We start from the raw sequence: 14,847 nt of genomic DNA, 5'->3' as shown, positions 1-14,847 counted from the left end.
CACCGTAGACATGAGGCCCCCTCATATTAGCTCGTGGCGCGCGCAATGGCAGTGCGTATTCTCACATTTGCCGGGTATACCCTCGAAGCACGCCCATTTGCTGTTGCGCGTGGCCCCAACTAGTGATTCGAGGACACCATGCTCGGACTCGGGATTATCGGGTGGATCATCATCGGCGGACTCGCCGGCTGGATTGCCAGCAAGTTCATGAAGACAGACGCCCAACAGGGCATCCTTCTCAATATCGTGGTCGGCGTGGTCGGCGGCCTACTCGGTGGCTTCCTACTGAAGATCCTCGGGGTCGATGTGGAAGGCGGCGGGCTCTGGTTCAGCTTCTTCACCTGCCTCGGCGGCGCGGTCATTCTCTTGTTCCTGGTGAAGCTCTTCACCGGCCGTAAAGCCCTGCACTGAGAACAGGTGCCACAGGCTCCACTCCCGTAAGGTGTGAACGCTTGCGCCGGACCTATTGTTGAGGGGCGCAATCCCTGCATCTAGCACGAAAGAGGAGCCTGTGGCACGCCGTCCCACCCCGCCGGGCACGCCCGAAACGACCGGAGTCGGCCATATCGTCGATCTGGTCCGGGCCGCGATTCCCCCGCTGCATCCCGCCGGACTGCCCTTCGTCGCGGCGCCGCTCGCAGTGGCGGTCGTCGGCGGCAAGCGCAAGTGGGTGCGCCGCACGGGTCTGCTGGCCGCCGCCGCCTGCGCGACGTTCTTCCGGCATCCGAACCGGGTGCCGCCGAACCGGGCCGGTGTGGTCGTCGCCCCCGCGGACGGTGAGATCGCGCTCGTCGATAACGCGACTCCACCTGCGGAATTGGGCCTCGGCGATCAGCCGCTGCCGCGCGTGAGCATCTTCCTGTCGGTGCTCGACGTGCATGTGCAGCGCACACCGATCTCCGGCACCGTGCGCACCGTACTGCACCAGTCCGGCCAGTTCCGTTCGGCCGATCTGCCCGAGGCGAGTGCGGTGAACGAGCGCAACAGCATGGTCATCGACACCGCGGGAGGTGCGCAGATCGTGGTCGTGCAGATCGCGGGCCTGCTGGCGCGGCGCATCGTCTGCGACGCCCGAACCGGCGACAAACTGACCATCGGTGATACCTACGGCCTGATCCGTTTCGGCTCCCGTGTCGACACCTACTTCCCCGCGGGCACCGAGCTACTCGTCGAACCCGGACAGCGCACGATCGGGGGCGAAACCGTTCTGGCCGTACTTTCCACTGACTCATGATGGAGCAGGCTCTGCCCACACCGCAGCGAAGGCGCCGGACCATCCGGCTGTTGCCGAGCATCGTGACAATCCTGGCGCTGTGCGCCGGACTGTCCGCGGTGAAGTTCGCCCTGGACGACAAGCTCGACATCGCCCTGGCCATGGTCGGCGCGGCGGCCGTGCTGGACACCCTCGACGGTCGGCTGGCCCGGATGCTGGACGCCACCACCAAGATGGGCGCGGAACTCGATTCGCTCTCCGACGCCATCTCCTTCGGCGTCGCGCCCGGCCTGATGCTCTATATCGCGTTGCTGGACAGCAATAGCGCGGGCTGGGTATTCGCGTTGGTTTTCGCGGTGAGCATCGTGTTGCGGCTGGCCAGGTTCAACACCCTGCTCGACGACGACACTCGGCCGGAGTGGTCGCGGGAGTACTTCGTCGGTGTGCCCGCCCCAGCGGCCGCGTTGATCGCACTGGTGCCGATCGCGCTGTACGTGCAGTTCGGTGACGGGTGGTGGGTCGGCTTCTACGAGGTCGGGATCTGGACGGTCTTCTCGGCGGCATTGGCGGTCAGCACGATTCCGACGCTGGCGATGAAGTCGGTGTCGGTGGCGCCACAGGCCGCGGCCGGGCTGCTGGTGCTGGTCGCGCTCGCGGCGGCGGCGCTGGTCACCTATCCGATCGTGCTGCTGCTGGTCCTGGTCGCGCTGTATCTCGGGCACATCCCGTTCGCCTGGCATTCGCAGCGCTGGGTCGCCGCGCGCCCGGAGACCTGGCAGCACAAGCCGGCCGAGCGCCGGGCCCAGCGCCGCGCACAGCGGCGGCTGCCCGCGATCCGTCGTCCGGCGATCCGTGGGGCCAGTCGCCTGCGGTTGCGCAGTCCGGGCAAGGAGCGTCGAATGGACGATCTGCACCACTGAAAGCGTGTCCGACCAGCCCGTGTGGGTTGGTCGGACACCGCCCTTCTCGGGCGGGCCGAACCCGAGTGTTCCCCACGCTGATCATTCGACTCGCCCGAATCACCGACCAGCAGACTCGAGTCCCCGGATACGCTCCGAGCGTTTATCCGCTGATGACACCTTGCCTGGTATTCCTTAAGGAATCATCAAGGCCAGGCGACCATGCTGCGGCTATGAGCACTCTTGCGGCGCTTGGTGGTTCGGGGTTCTGGGGATTCGATGCAGGAAGGGTTTTCGGTGGGGGCCGGACCATCGGTCGCTCTACCGAACTCCCGAGGGCCTGGTCGGTCCCGACCGGTACCGTCATCTTCGGCGGCCGAGCGCGGAAGAAGGTGGCGGTGGAAGCGGATGGATTGCGCGAATTCCAGGCGCATCGCCCGCGCCTGTTCGCGCTCGCCTATCGGATGCTCGGATCCGGGACCGAGGCCGAGGACGCGGTGCAGGAGACCTACCTGCGCTGGGATAGCGCCGACCGCAGCACGATTCGCTCGGCCGAGGCCTGGCTGACCACCGCGATCGTGAATCTCTGTCGCACCTGGCTGGTTTCGGCGCGGGCCCGCCGCGAAACCTATGTCGGACCCTGGCTGCCGGAGCCGGTGCCGACCGCGCGCGGTGAGCTCGGGCCGCTGGAGTCGGTGGAGGAGCGCGAGCTGGTATCGCTGGCGCTGCTCACCGCGCTGGAGCGGTTGAGCCCGGTCGAGCGGGCCGTCTTCGTCCTGCGCGAGGCGTTCGGTTACGCCCATCGGGAGATCGCGGACATGCTCGCGGTGACCGAGGCCAATTCGCAGCAGATCTTCCGGCGGGCGAGTGTGCGAGTGCGGGAAGGGCGGCCGCGCTTCGATGTTCCGGCCGATCAGGGCCGCGAGCTGATCGAGCGCTTCCTGAAGGCGGCGCGCATCGGGGATGTCGAGGCGCTGGAACGGATGCTCGCTGCCGATGTCGTCTCGACGGCCGATGGCGGCGGCCTGGTCAACGCGGCCCGGCGGCCGATTGTCGGCGCCGCGGCGGTCGCGCGCTACCTGGCCGGTCTGTTCCGCTGGGAAGTGCCCGGCATGGTGATCGTGCTGGAGGAGATCAACGGTGCGCTCGCGGTGGTCGTGCGGTCGGCGGGGGAGCCGATGCTGGTCGTCGGTGTGGACACCCTCGGCGAGGTGGTGACCGCGCTGCGGTTGATCGTCAACCCGGACAAGCTGGCCCATATCGGCCGGGTCGACGGAGTAGTGGCGGAGTGACGTACGTCATGCCGAGAAGTTGTCAGGGATCGGGGGCCTGCCCGGTCTAAGAGGTGTCGGCCGATCGAAAGGGAGCCACAAATACGACTTACCCGACAGAGGGCGCATTCCCGCCGCGATTACAGCGGCGTGGGAGCGGGCGAACATCCGATCCGACTGACCATCCCTCCTGGCTGGTGACGCGGTTCCCTCATGCGGCGTTCGGAAAACGACCGTCTATCGTACGCGAACACAACGATCGCCCTGGCTGTGATTGTTCGAAGTCGTGTACAGTGCTGGGCTGCGGATTCCGGTGTGGCTGAACGGGACTGCGAACATCGGCGTGTCCCGCAGTCGCCTGCAGCAGGGTTCCTTCAGCTCGTACTCGTCTTCAGCACTGGGGTCATGGGATGGTGGGGGATTCGTTGCCGGAGCGGGGCCGCCAGGCATGGCGAGCCCAGCGTTATACATCAGTCGGCTTCGATGACCGGCGTCGAGCTCGGGAACTCCGGCGGCAGACCGTCCGGAGGAACCGTCCCGCGTACCAACCCCGCGAGATAGGAGGTCATGCCTCCCGCGTACGCGCACCAGTCGTCGTTGCGACCACTGACCAGAACCGACCATGACGCGCTGTCTGCTTCCGATGTCTTCCAGTAGAAGACGTCACCCTCCGAGGAATCGCCCCAGGGGAGGAGTCCGCCTGGCTCGGGGAACGGGACATGGCCATGCGACATCCCGGCGTTACGAAGCTCCGCCAGGTTGCCGAGGAGCTCCTGCACACCGGCGAGGAAATACTTCTCTTCGCCGGGGGACGGGATGTGCAGCCCCAGGAAGTCGTTCACCGTGAAAGGCGGGTATGTTTCCGCGAGAGCGACGAAGTCCGGGGGCAGTACGACACCGGTCTCACGCTGGATGAACTCCCAGTCGATGTTCCGGCGTTCGGCCGACCGAATGTCCAGCAAGGCTGGTACGGCCTGCTCCAGTTCTCGCAGACTCATCAGGTCACCTGACTTCCCGGACGTTATTACGAGGACACCATGCACCGCACCGCCCCGCCAAGGTCGTACCGGGTGTGTTCGCGGTCGGTGTAGGCCTTCACACACGACGGGTCGTCGATACCCAGCTGCTCGGCCAGGTAGTGACCAGATCGGCCGGAACCTCCAGCCGATCAGCCAGGAACAGGCCCAGGTACCGGACCGTGACCAAGCTGTACCGGCGAATACCGATCACGTCCTCACCACAGGCCTTGGCGTGTCCTTCTCCCAACTCGCCTCTGCTCGTCCCCAGAGAGTGTCGTCCTCCAGCGGGCACTCGGGGAAGTCACCCAGCATTATCCGGGTGAGGAACTCGGCCATACCGCAGTCGTAGCGACGAAACAGGGCGTCACCGCGATTGAACACGAGCACCGGCCACGCCGCCGGATCCTCCCCGGAGGCGTCCCAGCACATCAGGTCGGCGGAGGAGTCGACTCCCCAGGTGATCAGGCGCGGGGAAGTCCCTTCCAGCTCGGCAGACTTGTCCGCGCTGTCCCACGTAATCTCGGCGGTCATTCCGGCACCGAAAACGACTGCACGCATGACAGTTCTGGTCGCGAAATTCGGCACCACTCGCTCGCAGCGCCGCCGCCGGATTTCTGGCAGAAGCGCCCCTACCCCGGGCAAGTCGGGTTTCCGGGATTGGCGGTCACGAGGTGGGGCACGTCTGGGGGTCGGTGGCCAGGGTGCCCTTGACATGCAGGGACAGGTCCCACACAGTGATGTCGGTGTCCTGGTCGCTCACGACGCGCAGTTGCACCGCTGCCGGGTCCGCGCCGGCGGCTACGGTGATTTCGGCTTTGGTGATGATTGTCAAGGTCTGGCCGTAGTTGTCCAGTACGGAGGTGGTTGCCGGGATCGGTGTGCGGTCGCGGAGTAGTTCCAGTGCGAGGGTGCCCGGCGCATTGTCGAGGTCGATGGTGGCCTCGGCCCAGATCCGGTAGGCCATCATCCCCGGCGCCAGTCCGCCGCCGGCCAGGGTGATTGTCGCGGCGGGGCAGTCAGGGTCGTGGGGCTCGATCAGGGGCCGAACCTCACCGGTGCGCCCGTACAGTTCCTGATCCCCACCGAGACCCTCGGCATACCGCAGCGACACCGGCACACCCCCGGCAAGTGTCAGGCCCTGCCCACCCGGCCGCAACATTTCGCCAGCATGGACGTAGCGCGCCGACGGCGTGAACCCGTAGTCGTGGATCCAATCCCGCGCCAGAGTCCAGCGCGCCTCACCCGGTGCATCGCCGATCAACGTGGTCGCGAGGTCGAACGTGCCGGTGACCACGGCAAGCAGGAATGCGGCCATACCACCGTCGAACCGCCGCCACGACGGATCCGAAATGTGGCGGAAGACCACCACCACCGGCCAGTCGTCCGGGTCCTTGCCCTCGGTCAGCCAACAGAGCCTGTCGCCGTTGTAATTGCCGCCCCACTGCAGCAGCCCGCCCGGCGCCGGATACCCGGGAAAGGGCATCTCCAAGGATTCGTAAACACCGTAGCCGTTGTCCTCTTCGGCTACATCCACCAAGGTGCTCAGAGTCGAGGTGTCATCCTGCTGCCAGGCGGGGTAGTTGACGCCGAGTTCGTCGTTGATCGCCCCGTCGCCGTATAGATCGATGAAGTCCCGATAGTCGCGCGGCAGCCCGACCGCCATCGCCTCCTCGATTCGCGTCCAGGGCGGGGCGATCACCGGACCCAGCGGCGAGGGCGGCATGACCACACTCAGCTGCGCTACTGCAGGGTGCACGAGACGCCTTCCTTCCAAGGCCCGACGCGGGGCTGGACGCAGATACCTGTTCAGTAAGCCGTGGCGGCGGCCCGGGCCGAGGTGGCGCGCAGTTGGCAACAGCGTAGGGAACTCGATCTCGGGGTGCCGTTAATGCCCACCACGTCTGAGAAGTTGTTGAGCTGAAACTGACGGCCCGGCAGACCCGCCACGAAGGCGCTGGTGTCGACATTGGCGACCAAACGATGTCGCGATTGGCGATCAGAACCAGGCCGGGTTCCGGGTCCGCGTCGTGCGCGGTTGTTCGCGCCACTGGAACTCACGTGAGGAAAGGCGGGAAAACCACAGATCAGCGCACTGACATTCTGGCGGGAACTCTCAATGACTCGCCGGGCCGGACCGCATTGACCGGTCGGACCGCGGCCTGGTTCAAGGAGCAGATCGTGCGGGGCGCCGGGCGATCGGCCCGTCCCTGAATGTTCATGTTCCGATGCGGTGGGGAACTTTCTCACGCGCACTGAAAACCGATCGTCAACCAAGGGTTGACGACGATTGATCGTCAACTTATGGTTGACGTATGACATCCAATATTCGACTCGACGATCTGATCGAGGGCATCAAGAAGGCGCGTCCGGACGACGTACTCGAACAACTCTCCGATGCGGTGGTCACGGCCGGGCATCTCGGCGAAGTCGCCGATCATCTGATCGGCCACTTCGTGGACCAGGCCCGCCGCTCCGGCGCCTCGTGGACCGATATCGGCGCCAGCATGGGCGTCACCAAGCAGGCGGCGCAGAAGCGGTTCGTATCGAAGGGCCCCGGTGATCCGGCGGCCGCCGCGGCCATGGATCCCAGAGCGGGCTTCGCGAAGTTCACTCCCCGGGCGCGCAAAGTGGTCGTGGCATCTCAGGAGGCCGCGCGTGCGGCCGGCAATGCGGAGATCGTCGTCGGCCATCTGATCCTCGGCCTACTGGCCGAGCCGGAGGGCCTCGGCGCGAAAGAGATTGTCGTACAGGGCGGCTCGCTCGAAACGGTCCGCGAGATCGCGACGGCGGGTTTGCCCGAGCGGGCCGATGAGTTGCCCGCGCTGGTTCCCTTCGATGCGGAGGTGAAGAAGGTACTCGAACTGACCTTCCGCGAGGCGCTTCGCCTCGGCCACAACTACATCGGCACCGAGCACATCCTGCTCGCGCTGCTGGAGCAGGAGAACGGCCAGGGCCTGTTCGCGGGCGTCGGCGTCTTTAAGCCGCCGGTCGAAGCCCATCTGGGCGAACTGCTTTCGGTGATTGCCGCCGAGAAGTCATGAGCCGGGGACGGGTGCCGACGGCGAAGATGTGCACCGGGTCCGCTGCGCCCGTGGTGTTCGTCGTCGGTCCGTCCCGGCTCAGGCCGCTTCGACGTCGAATTGCCTGGGCGCTGATCGGGATTCGATCGGCCCATGCGGCGAGAATGCGGCAGCGGCGTGCCGTTCGATCCCGGGGTGTTTCGGTGCGGCGAGGCTCGCGGACGCCGGTTCTGCTCGAATATCGCCGCCCCGTTGCGGCCTGAGTGGTGCGCAGCGGCACCGTATTCGGGATGGACCGGCAGAGCTACGCCACCACCGGCGACGATGCCTTCCTCGACGGCGGCCTTGGCGTTGCGCACGGCATCTTCGATGCGGTGCTTGTGCTCCTCGAGCTCGACCTCGGTTGCGGCACCGGCCTTGATCACCGCAACACCGCGGGCCAGCTTCAGACGCTCCTGCAGCTTCTCCCGGTCGTAGTCCGAATCCGAGTTCTCGATCTCGGTGCGGATCTGCGCAACACGGCCCGACATGATCCGGTGAACGTGCGGATATGTAGTCGTGGCGGGAACCACTTGGGGCTGTGATCAGTGGGCGGCGGCCATGACCAGATCGCGGTAGGGCAGGCCGACGACAGGGTGATCGGCAGCTCGTCGGCGGTGAGGTAGGGGCGCGGCGTCGAGTTGGGATGCCAGGAACGCGACGGCCGCGCCGCCACCTGGGCCGATCTCGATGACGTGCGGCTCGGGATCGGCGACCCGCGAAAGGACACGGTGGACGAGTAGACCTTTCTCGTGGCCGTGGTCGTTTGCGGCCACGTCGAGGTAGGTGGTCTCCGATTTCTGTTGGTGGGCAAAGGAATTCGCTGTACCAATCATGGCGCACCGTTGGGTTCTGGTCTGGGGGTGTGGCCGGTCGACACGAGAGCGACTAAGGCATGAGGTAGCGATATTCATAGGGCGGTCGGGTAGTTCGGCAGTGCCATCGCTCCCGACATCGAGCATGTTTCCGGCTACGAACCTCATCGGGGCTCCCGTGAGGGGTCTGGCTTCATCCGCCCGGCGTCGATCAGCACTTGCCGGGCAGCTGCCTTGCGCGGGCACTGATCGGCGCGGCACTGCCTGTGGCGCTGCATAGCCTGGTGAGCTTCGGGCACGCTCAGCAAGTTGTCGGGAGCCTCGTGCGGCCACCCGGTAGGCCACAGCCTGGCATCGGGCTGTTCAGCTCTAACCTGCTCGCGGCGGTGTTCGGCATGCCACTCGGCCTGTACACGGTCCACAAGCTCTTGCGCTGACGTACTGTCCGAATCCTCTTCCCGCCACCAGTTGAACCCCATCGTCATCCCCTCCCATGGCCGAACACTTCAATCCCGACCTCCTGGACCTCAGCGATGAGTCCAGCGTTGATCAGGGATTCGATAACGCTGCCGATGTCCTCGCCTCGAGCGGCGATCATCTGAGTCCAGGTGAACCGATGGCCCGTCGAACCGTCCGGATAGACCGGCGTCCAGGTGCCATCGTCGTAGCACAACCATTGACACGGAAGCTCTTCGGACTCCTCGCTGGCATCGGGCATGGCCTCCAACGCGGAAGCCAACCGGGCCAACTCCTGTGCCGTGGTATCTACTTGGCTCTGTAGGCCATTGACTCTGCGGTCTGGATGTTCGGTTGCAATCTCGCTCTTCAGCTCTGCGGCCACGTTTTCCAGTTCTCGCAGAACCTCGGAAAAGCTGATGTGCGGCGGCGTCTCGTTTGGGCCGTAATTCTCGTCGTTCCGAGTCATAAGCTTTGCCTCCCTGCGATTTGATGACCATTTGCGGGTGACACGTCGTCTGCCTCGGCTTCTCGCCACCGGTTGAACTTCATCGCGTTCGCCCCCGTTGTGTCGGCTGTCATTGGTTGCACGCCACCCGGCGAGGTGATGAACACCGCTGGCGGCTCACTGCTGACGGTGGGTCCATGGGGAAGAAGAACGAGGACGCGCCCGCCGGGTGGGTGCTGGCTCTCAGCCTCGCACCCGTAACTGGCTCTTGACACCTGCGCAGCGGTTCAACTTTCGTCAGGTTTTTGGGCATTCTGACCTGGGGTTTTGGTTGGAAGGCATGCATGATGCCCATTAGAATGGGTAACTTTGAGAAGTCTGTTGTGTTCCCGGTCGCGAAGAGGTGCGTAGGTGGGAGTCTCAAGGCCGCAGAGGGCGGACCCCGGCAAGCAATCGTTGAGCCCGCAGGCGCGAGGGCGAGAGATGGCCGCGATGGGCAAGAAGTTATGGGCCGAACTGGGGTCGGCGCGAAGCGCAGCTACTGAGCTATTGGCCCGGTACCCAGATGTGCCGAGCTTGCAGGCGTACCGGTATGCAGCTGGCCTATCTCAGGATATGGCTGCTGAGCGTTATAACGAAGTCACGGGGAATCAGACAAGCCTGGGTGGCACGTCGATCAACGCGTGGGAAACGTGGGCGCGAGGGCGTGGCCAAGGATCGCCCCCGTCGTTGTCGAGCGTGCTGATCCTGTGCGCCGCCTATGGCCGTGGCCCGGTTGGAGCGGCGGAAGAATATGTGTCACCGACCGAGTTGATTGCCGAAGCCTATGAACGTCTGCCGATTGAAGATCAGCTATCGCTCAAGCGGTTCACCGAAAACAATCAACCCCGACACGAAATCACGCGCAGACAGCTGCATTCCATTTCAGTGACACCGGAGTTCGGCCCAGCTTCCGACGAAACGACAAGTCAGGTGGGCGGCGAGTTCACCCTTTCGGTGCCCACAGTCGAACACGGCAACTCGGACATCCTTGTGTACTCGCTACCTAATCCGCAACCAGGGCAGCTACTCGATTTGACCTGGGAAACGTTCGGGGTCGGGATCGAACAAGTGTCAAGGCAAATCAAGAACGTCGGCAAACGCTTGGATGTGGATGCCTGCTTCGGCGTGAACGAGGCAGGGCTTGTTATGGCAACTTTTCTTGCTTCGTCTCGTTTCTCCCGCTGCAAGATCGGCTACCTACGCTGCAATAAAATTCGTGACGGTATCAATTTGGATGACGCATCACATTTCCCTGAAACCAGGAGTGCACCGACAATATTTATCTGTGACTTCGAAGTCAAACACGCCGACGTTGTCGGTTATCTCGCCCGTCGGGTACGGGAGCATTACCCGAAAGCCGAGCTGTATTTTGCCGTATTCGGCGCCATGACCAAGGGGCGAGACTTGAGGGTGCGCAGCTTCGATGAGCTGACCGGGGCGAAAATCATGCGCGCCGCCGGATTCGAAGCTATCTTTATTGCAGCGACGATGAGTCCACCTGGTATCGAACCTCCACTGGAGTTGCGATGACACCGAAAAGGCGATCACTCAATGACCAGCTCGAACACGGCTCCTGAACTGGCGCAACGCATCGCCGCAGCGGTGCGCCAGGTGATCGGAGAGATCCGTCCACAACTAATCGACGCTGCACTTACCGGCCGCCGGGCAGAAAACGTAAACCTACGTCATAGTGACAACTTCCTGTCCGACTATGATCTGTGGATGCATGAACGGTACAAAGAGGTGTTGGTCGAGCACATCCCATCGTTCGTTTATGCATCAGAGGAAGCTGATCCGGAAGTCGTCGGAGATGAATCCGATCCAGATTTATGCGTGTTGGTCGATCCTCTTGATACCAGCGAGCTGGCAGTACGTGGACTTTACGGTTATACGCATATTATGATTTACTCGCGCGCCCTGGCTCGACCTGTCATTGCGGTGGTGGGAGATATTTTCCATCATGTCCAGATATATTTGGCTGCCCGGCAAGATGGAGGCGATGATCGAGCATTGGCCATAACCGCCGATGGCGACGAACACATTCTTGACAACCCTTCGGGCGCAAGCCTTTCCGAGGCGTTGGTTACTAATTATATGATGCGCCCCGAACAGCGATTTCAACCACTTGCCCGAGAACAGCGATTCATAAAGGCACTCAGCGCACCATCTCGCGATGGAAAAGCAAGAGGTCGCATTGGTGTCGATTTCGGCTCAATTGGATTGTGTCACGTTGCTGCCGGATTCTCTGACGCCATGGTCGAATTTGCCAAGGGATTCGCAATCTGGGACCTATCTCCTGGTCACTATATTCTGCACGCCGCAGGAGGCAGCGTCATAGATCTGCGCGGAGCGCCGATCCCGCTGAACTACGATCTGGATTCATTATCCGACATCAAGAGCGCAATGAACCGGCGTCAAAAGTTCATTGCCGCCGGAAATCTCAACCTAGCAAACGAAATCCGCGCGACACTCCTTGCCGAAGACGGCCGGTAGCCGTAGAGCCGGGCGACGTCTCGACGGACTGCCGGTCATCGCAAGAAGCCCGAAGGCCGGTCCACCTGGTGGTGGACCGGCCTTCGGTTGGAAAAGTGTTGCTGGGAAACAGGACTCAGAAGTCCATGCCACCCATGCCGCCGGTCGGGTCGCCCGCGGGAGCGGCGGCCTTCTCCGGCTTGTCGGCGACAACGGCCTCGGTGGTCAGGAACAGGGCCGCGATGGAGGCCGCGTTCTGCAGGGCCGAACGGGTGACCTTGACCGGATCGGCGACACCGGCGGCCAGGAGGTCCTGGTACTCGCCCGAGTCGGCGTTCAGGCCGTGGCCGGCCGGAAGGTTGGAGACCTTCTCGGCGACAACACCGGGCTCGAGGCCCGCGTTGAACGCGATCTGCTTCAGCGGAGCCGACAGCGCGACGCGCACGATGTTCGCGCCGGTCGCCTCGTCACCGGTGAGCTTCAGGTCGTCCAGAGCCGGAGCCGACTGCAGCAGAGCCACGCCACCACCGGCGACGATGCCCTCTTCGACGGCGGCCTTGGCGTTGCGCACGGCATCTTCGATGCGGTGCTTGCGCTCCTTGAGCTCGACCTCGGTCGCGGCACCGGCCTTGATCACCGCAACACCGCCGGCCAGCTTGGCCAGACGCTCCTGCAGCTTCTCCCGGTCGTAGTCCGAATCCGAGTTCTCGATCTCGGTACGGATCTGCGCAACACGGCCCTTGATGGCCTCCGGGTCGCCCGAACCCTCGACGATGGTGGTCTCGTCCTTGGTGATGACGACCTTGCGGGCCTGGCCGAGCAGCTCGATGCCTGCGGTCTCCAGGGAGAGGCCGACCTCTTCGCTGATGACCTCGCCACCGGTCAGGATGGCGATATCGGCGAGCTGCGCCTTGCGACGGTCACCGAAGCCCGGCGCCTTGACGGCGACGGACTTGAAGGTGCCGCGGATCTTGTTCACGACCAGGGTCGACAGGGCCTCGCCCTCGACGTCCTCGGCGATGATCAGCAGCGGCTTGCCGGCCTGGATGACCTTCTCCAGCAGCGGCAGCAGGTCCTTGACGGTGGAAACCTTGGAACCGACCAGCAGGATGTACGGATCCTCGAGGACCGCTTCCTGACGCTCCGGGTCGGTCACGAAGTAACCCGAGATGTAGCCCTTGTCGAAGCGCATACCCTCGGTGAGCTCCAGCTGGAGCCCGAAGGTGTTGCTCTCCTCGACGGTGATGACGCCTTCCTTGCCGACCTTGTCCATGGCCTCGGCGATGAGCTCACCGATGGACGAGTCGCCGGCCGAGATACCGGCGGTGGCGGCGATCTGCTCCTTGGTCTCGACCTCCTTGGCGGTCTCGAGCAGCCTGGCGGTGACGGCCTCGACGGCCTTCTCGATGCCACGCTTCAGGCCGAGGGGGTTGGCACCGGCCGCGACGTTGCGCAGGCCCTCACGTACGAGCGCCTGGGCGAGCACGGTGGCGGTGGTGGTGCCGTCGCCAGCGACATCGTCGGTCTTCTTGGCAACTTCCTTGACCAGCTCGGCGCCGATCTTCTCGTACGGGTCCTCCAGGTCGATCTCCTTGGCGATGGAAACACCATCGTTGGTGATCGTGGGGGCACCCCACTTCTTCTCCAGGACAACGTTGCGACCCTTCGGGCCCAGCGTCACCTTGACCGCGTCGGCGAGGGCATTCAGACCCCGCTCGAGGCCGCGGCGAGCCTCTTCGTCGTACGCAATTGTCTTGGCCATGGCGTTGTTGAGATCCTCCATGTGTATGGCTGACACACAGGACGACCGCAGGTTGGATCGCCCTATTTACGCTGGCCAGGTTCGGTGCCCGCGACGGACGACCGAGGGTGTCGATGGAACCCGGTCTCACCGTCCCGACCTGGCACTCACACGTCGAGAGTGCCAAAGCCCTTTTTAGCACTCAGGGGTATCGAGTGCAAGGTCCGCCCCCAGGACTCAGTGCCGATCGTCCACTCGCAGCACCAGCGCCACGAACGCGTCGGCGCGGCGTTCCTCAGGTGTCCGTGGTTCGCCCTCATCGACCGTTACGAGTTCCGCATCGTGTAGCAGCAGCTCCGCCTCCACCCGCATGATCGCCCGAATGAACGGCGGCGCGACATCCGGCGGCAGGTCGCCGTTGATGATGTAGCTGCCATCGGGCTGCGATTCGGTGGACACATAGGTCATCGCACGCTCGAGATCAGCGCGTCGTTCCCCCGCAACCAGGTCGGAATTCGTGTCATCCGCCATTGCTATAGCTTACCGGTGCCCCGGATCAGGACTTTCCCGACAGGCCGACCAGTCCAGCATGCAGTTCCCGGCCCGGGCGGCGTGACCAGCAAACCGCTGCCGGACAACACCTTCCGATCGGCACCGCACACACCGCCGATCCGACGCCGCGCCGGGTCGCCGCCGCCGACCTAAGGTGTGCAGGTGAGTGAAAGTCCCGGCTGGATTGCTATCGACGCCGCGTTGGCACAGCTGTACCACGACATCGAACCCAGCCATTGGGCAACGCGGGTCCCCTGGTCGCTCGGCGGACCCGATCCACTCGACGGCATCAGCGCCTATCCGCGCACCGAGCCGGTCCCGCACTGGCACTACGTCACCTATGGCATGACCGAGCTGCACGAGAAGGAATGGGACAATCCGGACGAATCGGGCTGGGGATTCGAGCTCACGTTCCGGCTGGTCCGCCAGCCGGAGGACACCGAACCGCCGGTCTGGCCCGCGGCCTTCCTGCAGAACCTGGCCCGCTACGTGTTCCAGTCCGGGAATTGGTTCGCACCGGGCCACACCATCAAGGCGAACGGCCCGATCGCCGCGGAGCACGCGGATTCGGATATCCACGCCGTCGCGTTCACCCTCGATCCGGAACTCGGCGTCATCGACTCACCGCACGGGCGTGTGCAGTTCCTGCAGATCGTCGGCCTGACCATGCCGGAGTACCGGGCCGCGCAGGGCGGGCACACCAGCGCGGTGCTCGACGAACTTGCACCGCGACTACCCCTGTTCGTCACCGATATCGACCGCGGACCGCTGATCGAGGAACCGAGGGCCCAGGCTAAATGGCCGCGCTGGGGCGGGGGTCTGCGCGGGCGGGCGTAGATTTCGCACTGGCGGAAGATCAA

The 14,847-nt window shown here is 64.2% G+C and carries 15 protein-coding genes and 1 pseudogene; 8 read left to right on the top strand and 8 right to left on the bottom strand.

Annotated elements, in window-relative coordinates; translation table 11 throughout:
- The first annotated feature begins 138 nt into the window (after positions 1–138).
- The 4 genes from OG874_RS31945 (at position 139) to OG874_RS31930 (ending at position 3,404) form a co-directional block, all read left to right on the top strand.
- Positions 139–411 (top strand): GlsB/YeaQ/YmgE family stress response membrane protein, encoded by a 273-nt coding sequence (locus tag OG874_RS31945; protein ID WP_330250793.1) that lies wholly within the window; start codon positions 139–141, stop codon positions 409–411.
- 100 nt (positions 412–511) lie between these two features.
- Positions 512–1,234 carry a phosphatidylserine decarboxylase gene (locus OG874_RS31940; protein WP_330250792.1) on the top strand — a complete coding sequence of 241 codons (723 nt, stop codon included), beginning with the start codon at positions 512–514 and terminating at the stop codon, positions 1,232–1,234.
- A complete protein-coding gene (locus OG874_RS31935) occupies positions 1,231–2,133 on the top strand; it encodes a CDP-alcohol phosphatidyltransferase family protein (RefSeq protein WP_330250791.1) in 903 nt (300 codons plus the stop codon). The genes OG874_RS31940 and OG874_RS31935 overlap by 4 nt, the downstream gene beginning before the upstream one ends.
- Positions 2,134–2,345: 212 nt before the next feature.
- Positions 2,346–3,404 (top strand): RNA polymerase sigma-70 factor, encoded by a 1,059-nt coding sequence (locus OG874_RS31930; RefSeq protein ID WP_442943154.1) that lies wholly within the window; start codon positions 2,346–2,348, stop codon positions 3,402–3,404.
- Between the two features lie 449 nt (positions 3,405–3,853).
- Here OG874_RS31930 and OG874_RS31925 read toward each other — a convergent pair whose 3' ends face one another.
- From OG874_RS31925 to OG874_RS31915, 3 genes are all read right to left on the bottom strand, one after another.
- Entirely contained in the window at positions 3,854–4,381 is a 528-nt protein-coding gene (locus OG874_RS31925; RefSeq protein ID WP_330250790.1) for a hypothetical protein, read from the bottom strand.
- A 228-nt stretch (positions 4,382–4,609) separates the two neighbouring features.
- Positions 4,610–4,960 carry a hypothetical protein gene (locus OG874_RS31920; protein ID WP_330250789.1) on the bottom strand — a complete coding sequence of 117 codons (351 nt, stop codon included), beginning with the start codon at positions 4,958–4,960 and terminating at the stop codon, positions 4,610–4,612.
- A 106-nt stretch (positions 4,961–5,066) separates the two neighbouring features.
- Entirely contained in the window at positions 5,067–6,158 is a 1,092-nt protein-coding gene (locus OG874_RS31915) for an SMI1/KNR4 family protein (RefSeq protein WP_330250788.1), read from the bottom strand.
- 556 nt (positions 6,159–6,714) lie between these two features.
- On the opposite strand from OG874_RS31915, the gene OG874_RS31910 reads away from it, so the two are divergent.
- Positions 6,715–7,443: a Clp protease N-terminal domain-containing protein gene (locus OG874_RS31910; protein WP_330250787.1), complete on the top strand. Its 729-nt coding sequence runs from the start codon at positions 6,715–6,717 to the stop codon at positions 7,441–7,443.
- Between the two features lie 278 nt (positions 7,444–7,721).
- Here OG874_RS31910 and groEL read toward each other — a convergent pair.
- The 3 genes and pseudogenes from groEL to OG874_RS31895 all read right to left on the bottom strand — a co-directional run.
- A pseudogene (gene groEL / locus OG874_RS31905) lies at positions 7,722–7,952 on the bottom strand (chaperonin GroEL); the annotation flags it as partial.
- A 54-nt stretch (positions 7,953–8,006) separates the two neighbouring features.
- Complete coding sequence (locus tag OG874_RS31900) at positions 8,007–8,297, bottom strand: hypothetical protein (RefSeq protein ID WP_330250786.1); 291 nt, start codon at positions 8,295–8,297, stop codon at positions 8,007–8,009.
- A gap of 460 nt (positions 8,298–8,757) precedes the next feature.
- Positions 8,758–9,201 carry a hypothetical protein gene (locus tag OG874_RS31895; protein ID WP_330250785.1) on the bottom strand — a complete coding sequence of 148 codons (444 nt, stop codon included), beginning with the start codon at positions 9,199–9,201 and terminating at the stop codon, positions 8,758–8,760.
- Between the two features lie 471 nt (positions 9,202–9,672).
- On the opposite strand from OG874_RS31895, the gene OG874_RS31890 reads away from it, so the two are divergent.
- Both OG874_RS31890 and OG874_RS31885 read left to right on the top strand, forming a co-directional pair.
- A complete protein-coding gene (locus tag OG874_RS31890; protein ID WP_330250784.1) occupies positions 9,673–10,752 on the top strand; it encodes a helix-turn-helix domain-containing protein in 1,080 nt (359 codons plus the stop codon).
- 21 nt (positions 10,753–10,773) lie between these two features.
- Positions 10,774–11,715, top strand: coding sequence for an inositol monophosphatase family protein (locus tag OG874_RS31885; RefSeq protein ID WP_330250783.1), 942 nt, complete (start codon positions 10,774–10,776; stop codon positions 11,713–11,715).
- Positions 11,716–11,830: 115 nt separating this feature from the next.
- On the opposite strand, the gene groL is transcribed toward OG874_RS31885, so the two are convergent.
- Positions 11,831–13,456: a chaperonin GroEL gene (gene groL, locus OG874_RS31880; protein ID WP_330250782.1), complete on the bottom strand. Its 1,626-nt coding sequence runs from the start codon at positions 13,454–13,456 to the stop codon at positions 11,831–11,833.
- Between the two features lie 216 nt (positions 13,457–13,672).
- The gene (locus OG874_RS31875; RefSeq protein WP_330250781.1) at positions 13,673–13,966 is read right to left on the bottom strand and encodes a hypothetical protein; all 294 of its coding nucleotides are present in this window, start codon (positions 13,964–13,966) and stop codon (positions 13,673–13,675) included.
- Positions 13,967–14,149: 183 nt separating this feature from the next.
- Between OG874_RS31875 and OG874_RS31870 the strand changes: the two genes are divergently transcribed.
- Complete coding sequence (locus tag OG874_RS31870; protein ID WP_330250780.1) at positions 14,150–14,824, top strand: suppressor of fused domain protein; 675 nt, start codon at positions 14,150–14,152, stop codon at positions 14,822–14,824.
- Positions 14,825–14,847: the final 23 nt, after the last annotated feature.

Origin of the sequence: Nocardia sp. NBC_00565, assembly GCF_036345915.1 — a bacterium.
Taxonomy (GTDB): domain Bacteria; phylum Actinomycetota; class Actinomycetes; order Mycobacteriales; family Mycobacteriaceae; genus Nocardia.
This window is presented reverse-complemented; position numbering and strand designations above follow the sequence as displayed.

Coding starts and splice junctions, on each gene's coding strand:
- OG874_RS31945 (WP_330250793.1), top strand. CDS start 139: ATGCTCGGACTCGGGATTATCGGGTGGATCATCATCGGCGGACTCGCC.
- OG874_RS31935 (WP_330250791.1), top strand. CDS start 1,231: ATGATGGAGCAGGCTCTGCCCACACCGCAGCGAAGGCGCCGGACCATC.
- OG874_RS31930 (WP_442943154.1), top strand. CDS start 2,346: ATGAGCACTCTTGCGGCGCTTGGTGGTTCGGGGTTCTGGGGATTCGAT.
- OG874_RS31925 (WP_330250790.1), bottom strand. CDS start 4,381: ATGAGTCTGCGAGAACTGGAGCAGGCCGTACCAGCCTTGCTGGACATT.
- OG874_RS31920 (WP_330250789.1), bottom strand. CDS start 4,960: ATGCGTGCAGTCGTTTTCGGTGCCGGAATGACCGCCGAGATTACGTGG.
- OG874_RS31910 (WP_330250787.1), top strand. CDS start 6,715: ATGACATCCAATATTCGACTCGACGATCTGATCGAGGGCATCAAGAAG.
- OG874_RS31900 (WP_330250786.1), bottom strand. CDS start 8,297: ATGATTGGTACAGCGAATTCCTTTGCCCACCAACAGAAATCGGAGACC.
- OG874_RS31895 (WP_330250785.1), bottom strand. CDS start 9,201: ATGACTCGGAACGACGAGAATTACGGCCCAAACGAGACGCCGCCGCAC.
- OG874_RS31890 (WP_330250784.1), top strand. CDS start 9,673: ATGGGCAAGAAGTTATGGGCCGAACTGGGGTCGGCGCGAAGCGCAGCT.
- OG874_RS31885 (WP_330250783.1), top strand. CDS start 10,774: ATGACCAGCTCGAACACGGCTCCTGAACTGGCGCAACGCATCGCCGCA.
- groL (WP_330250782.1), bottom strand. CDS start 13,456: ATGGCCAAGACAATTGCGTACGACGAAGAGGCTCGCCGCGGCCTCGAG.
- OG874_RS31875 (WP_330250781.1), bottom strand. CDS start 13,966: ATGGCGGATGACACGAATTCCGACCTGGTTGCGGGGGAACGACGCGCT.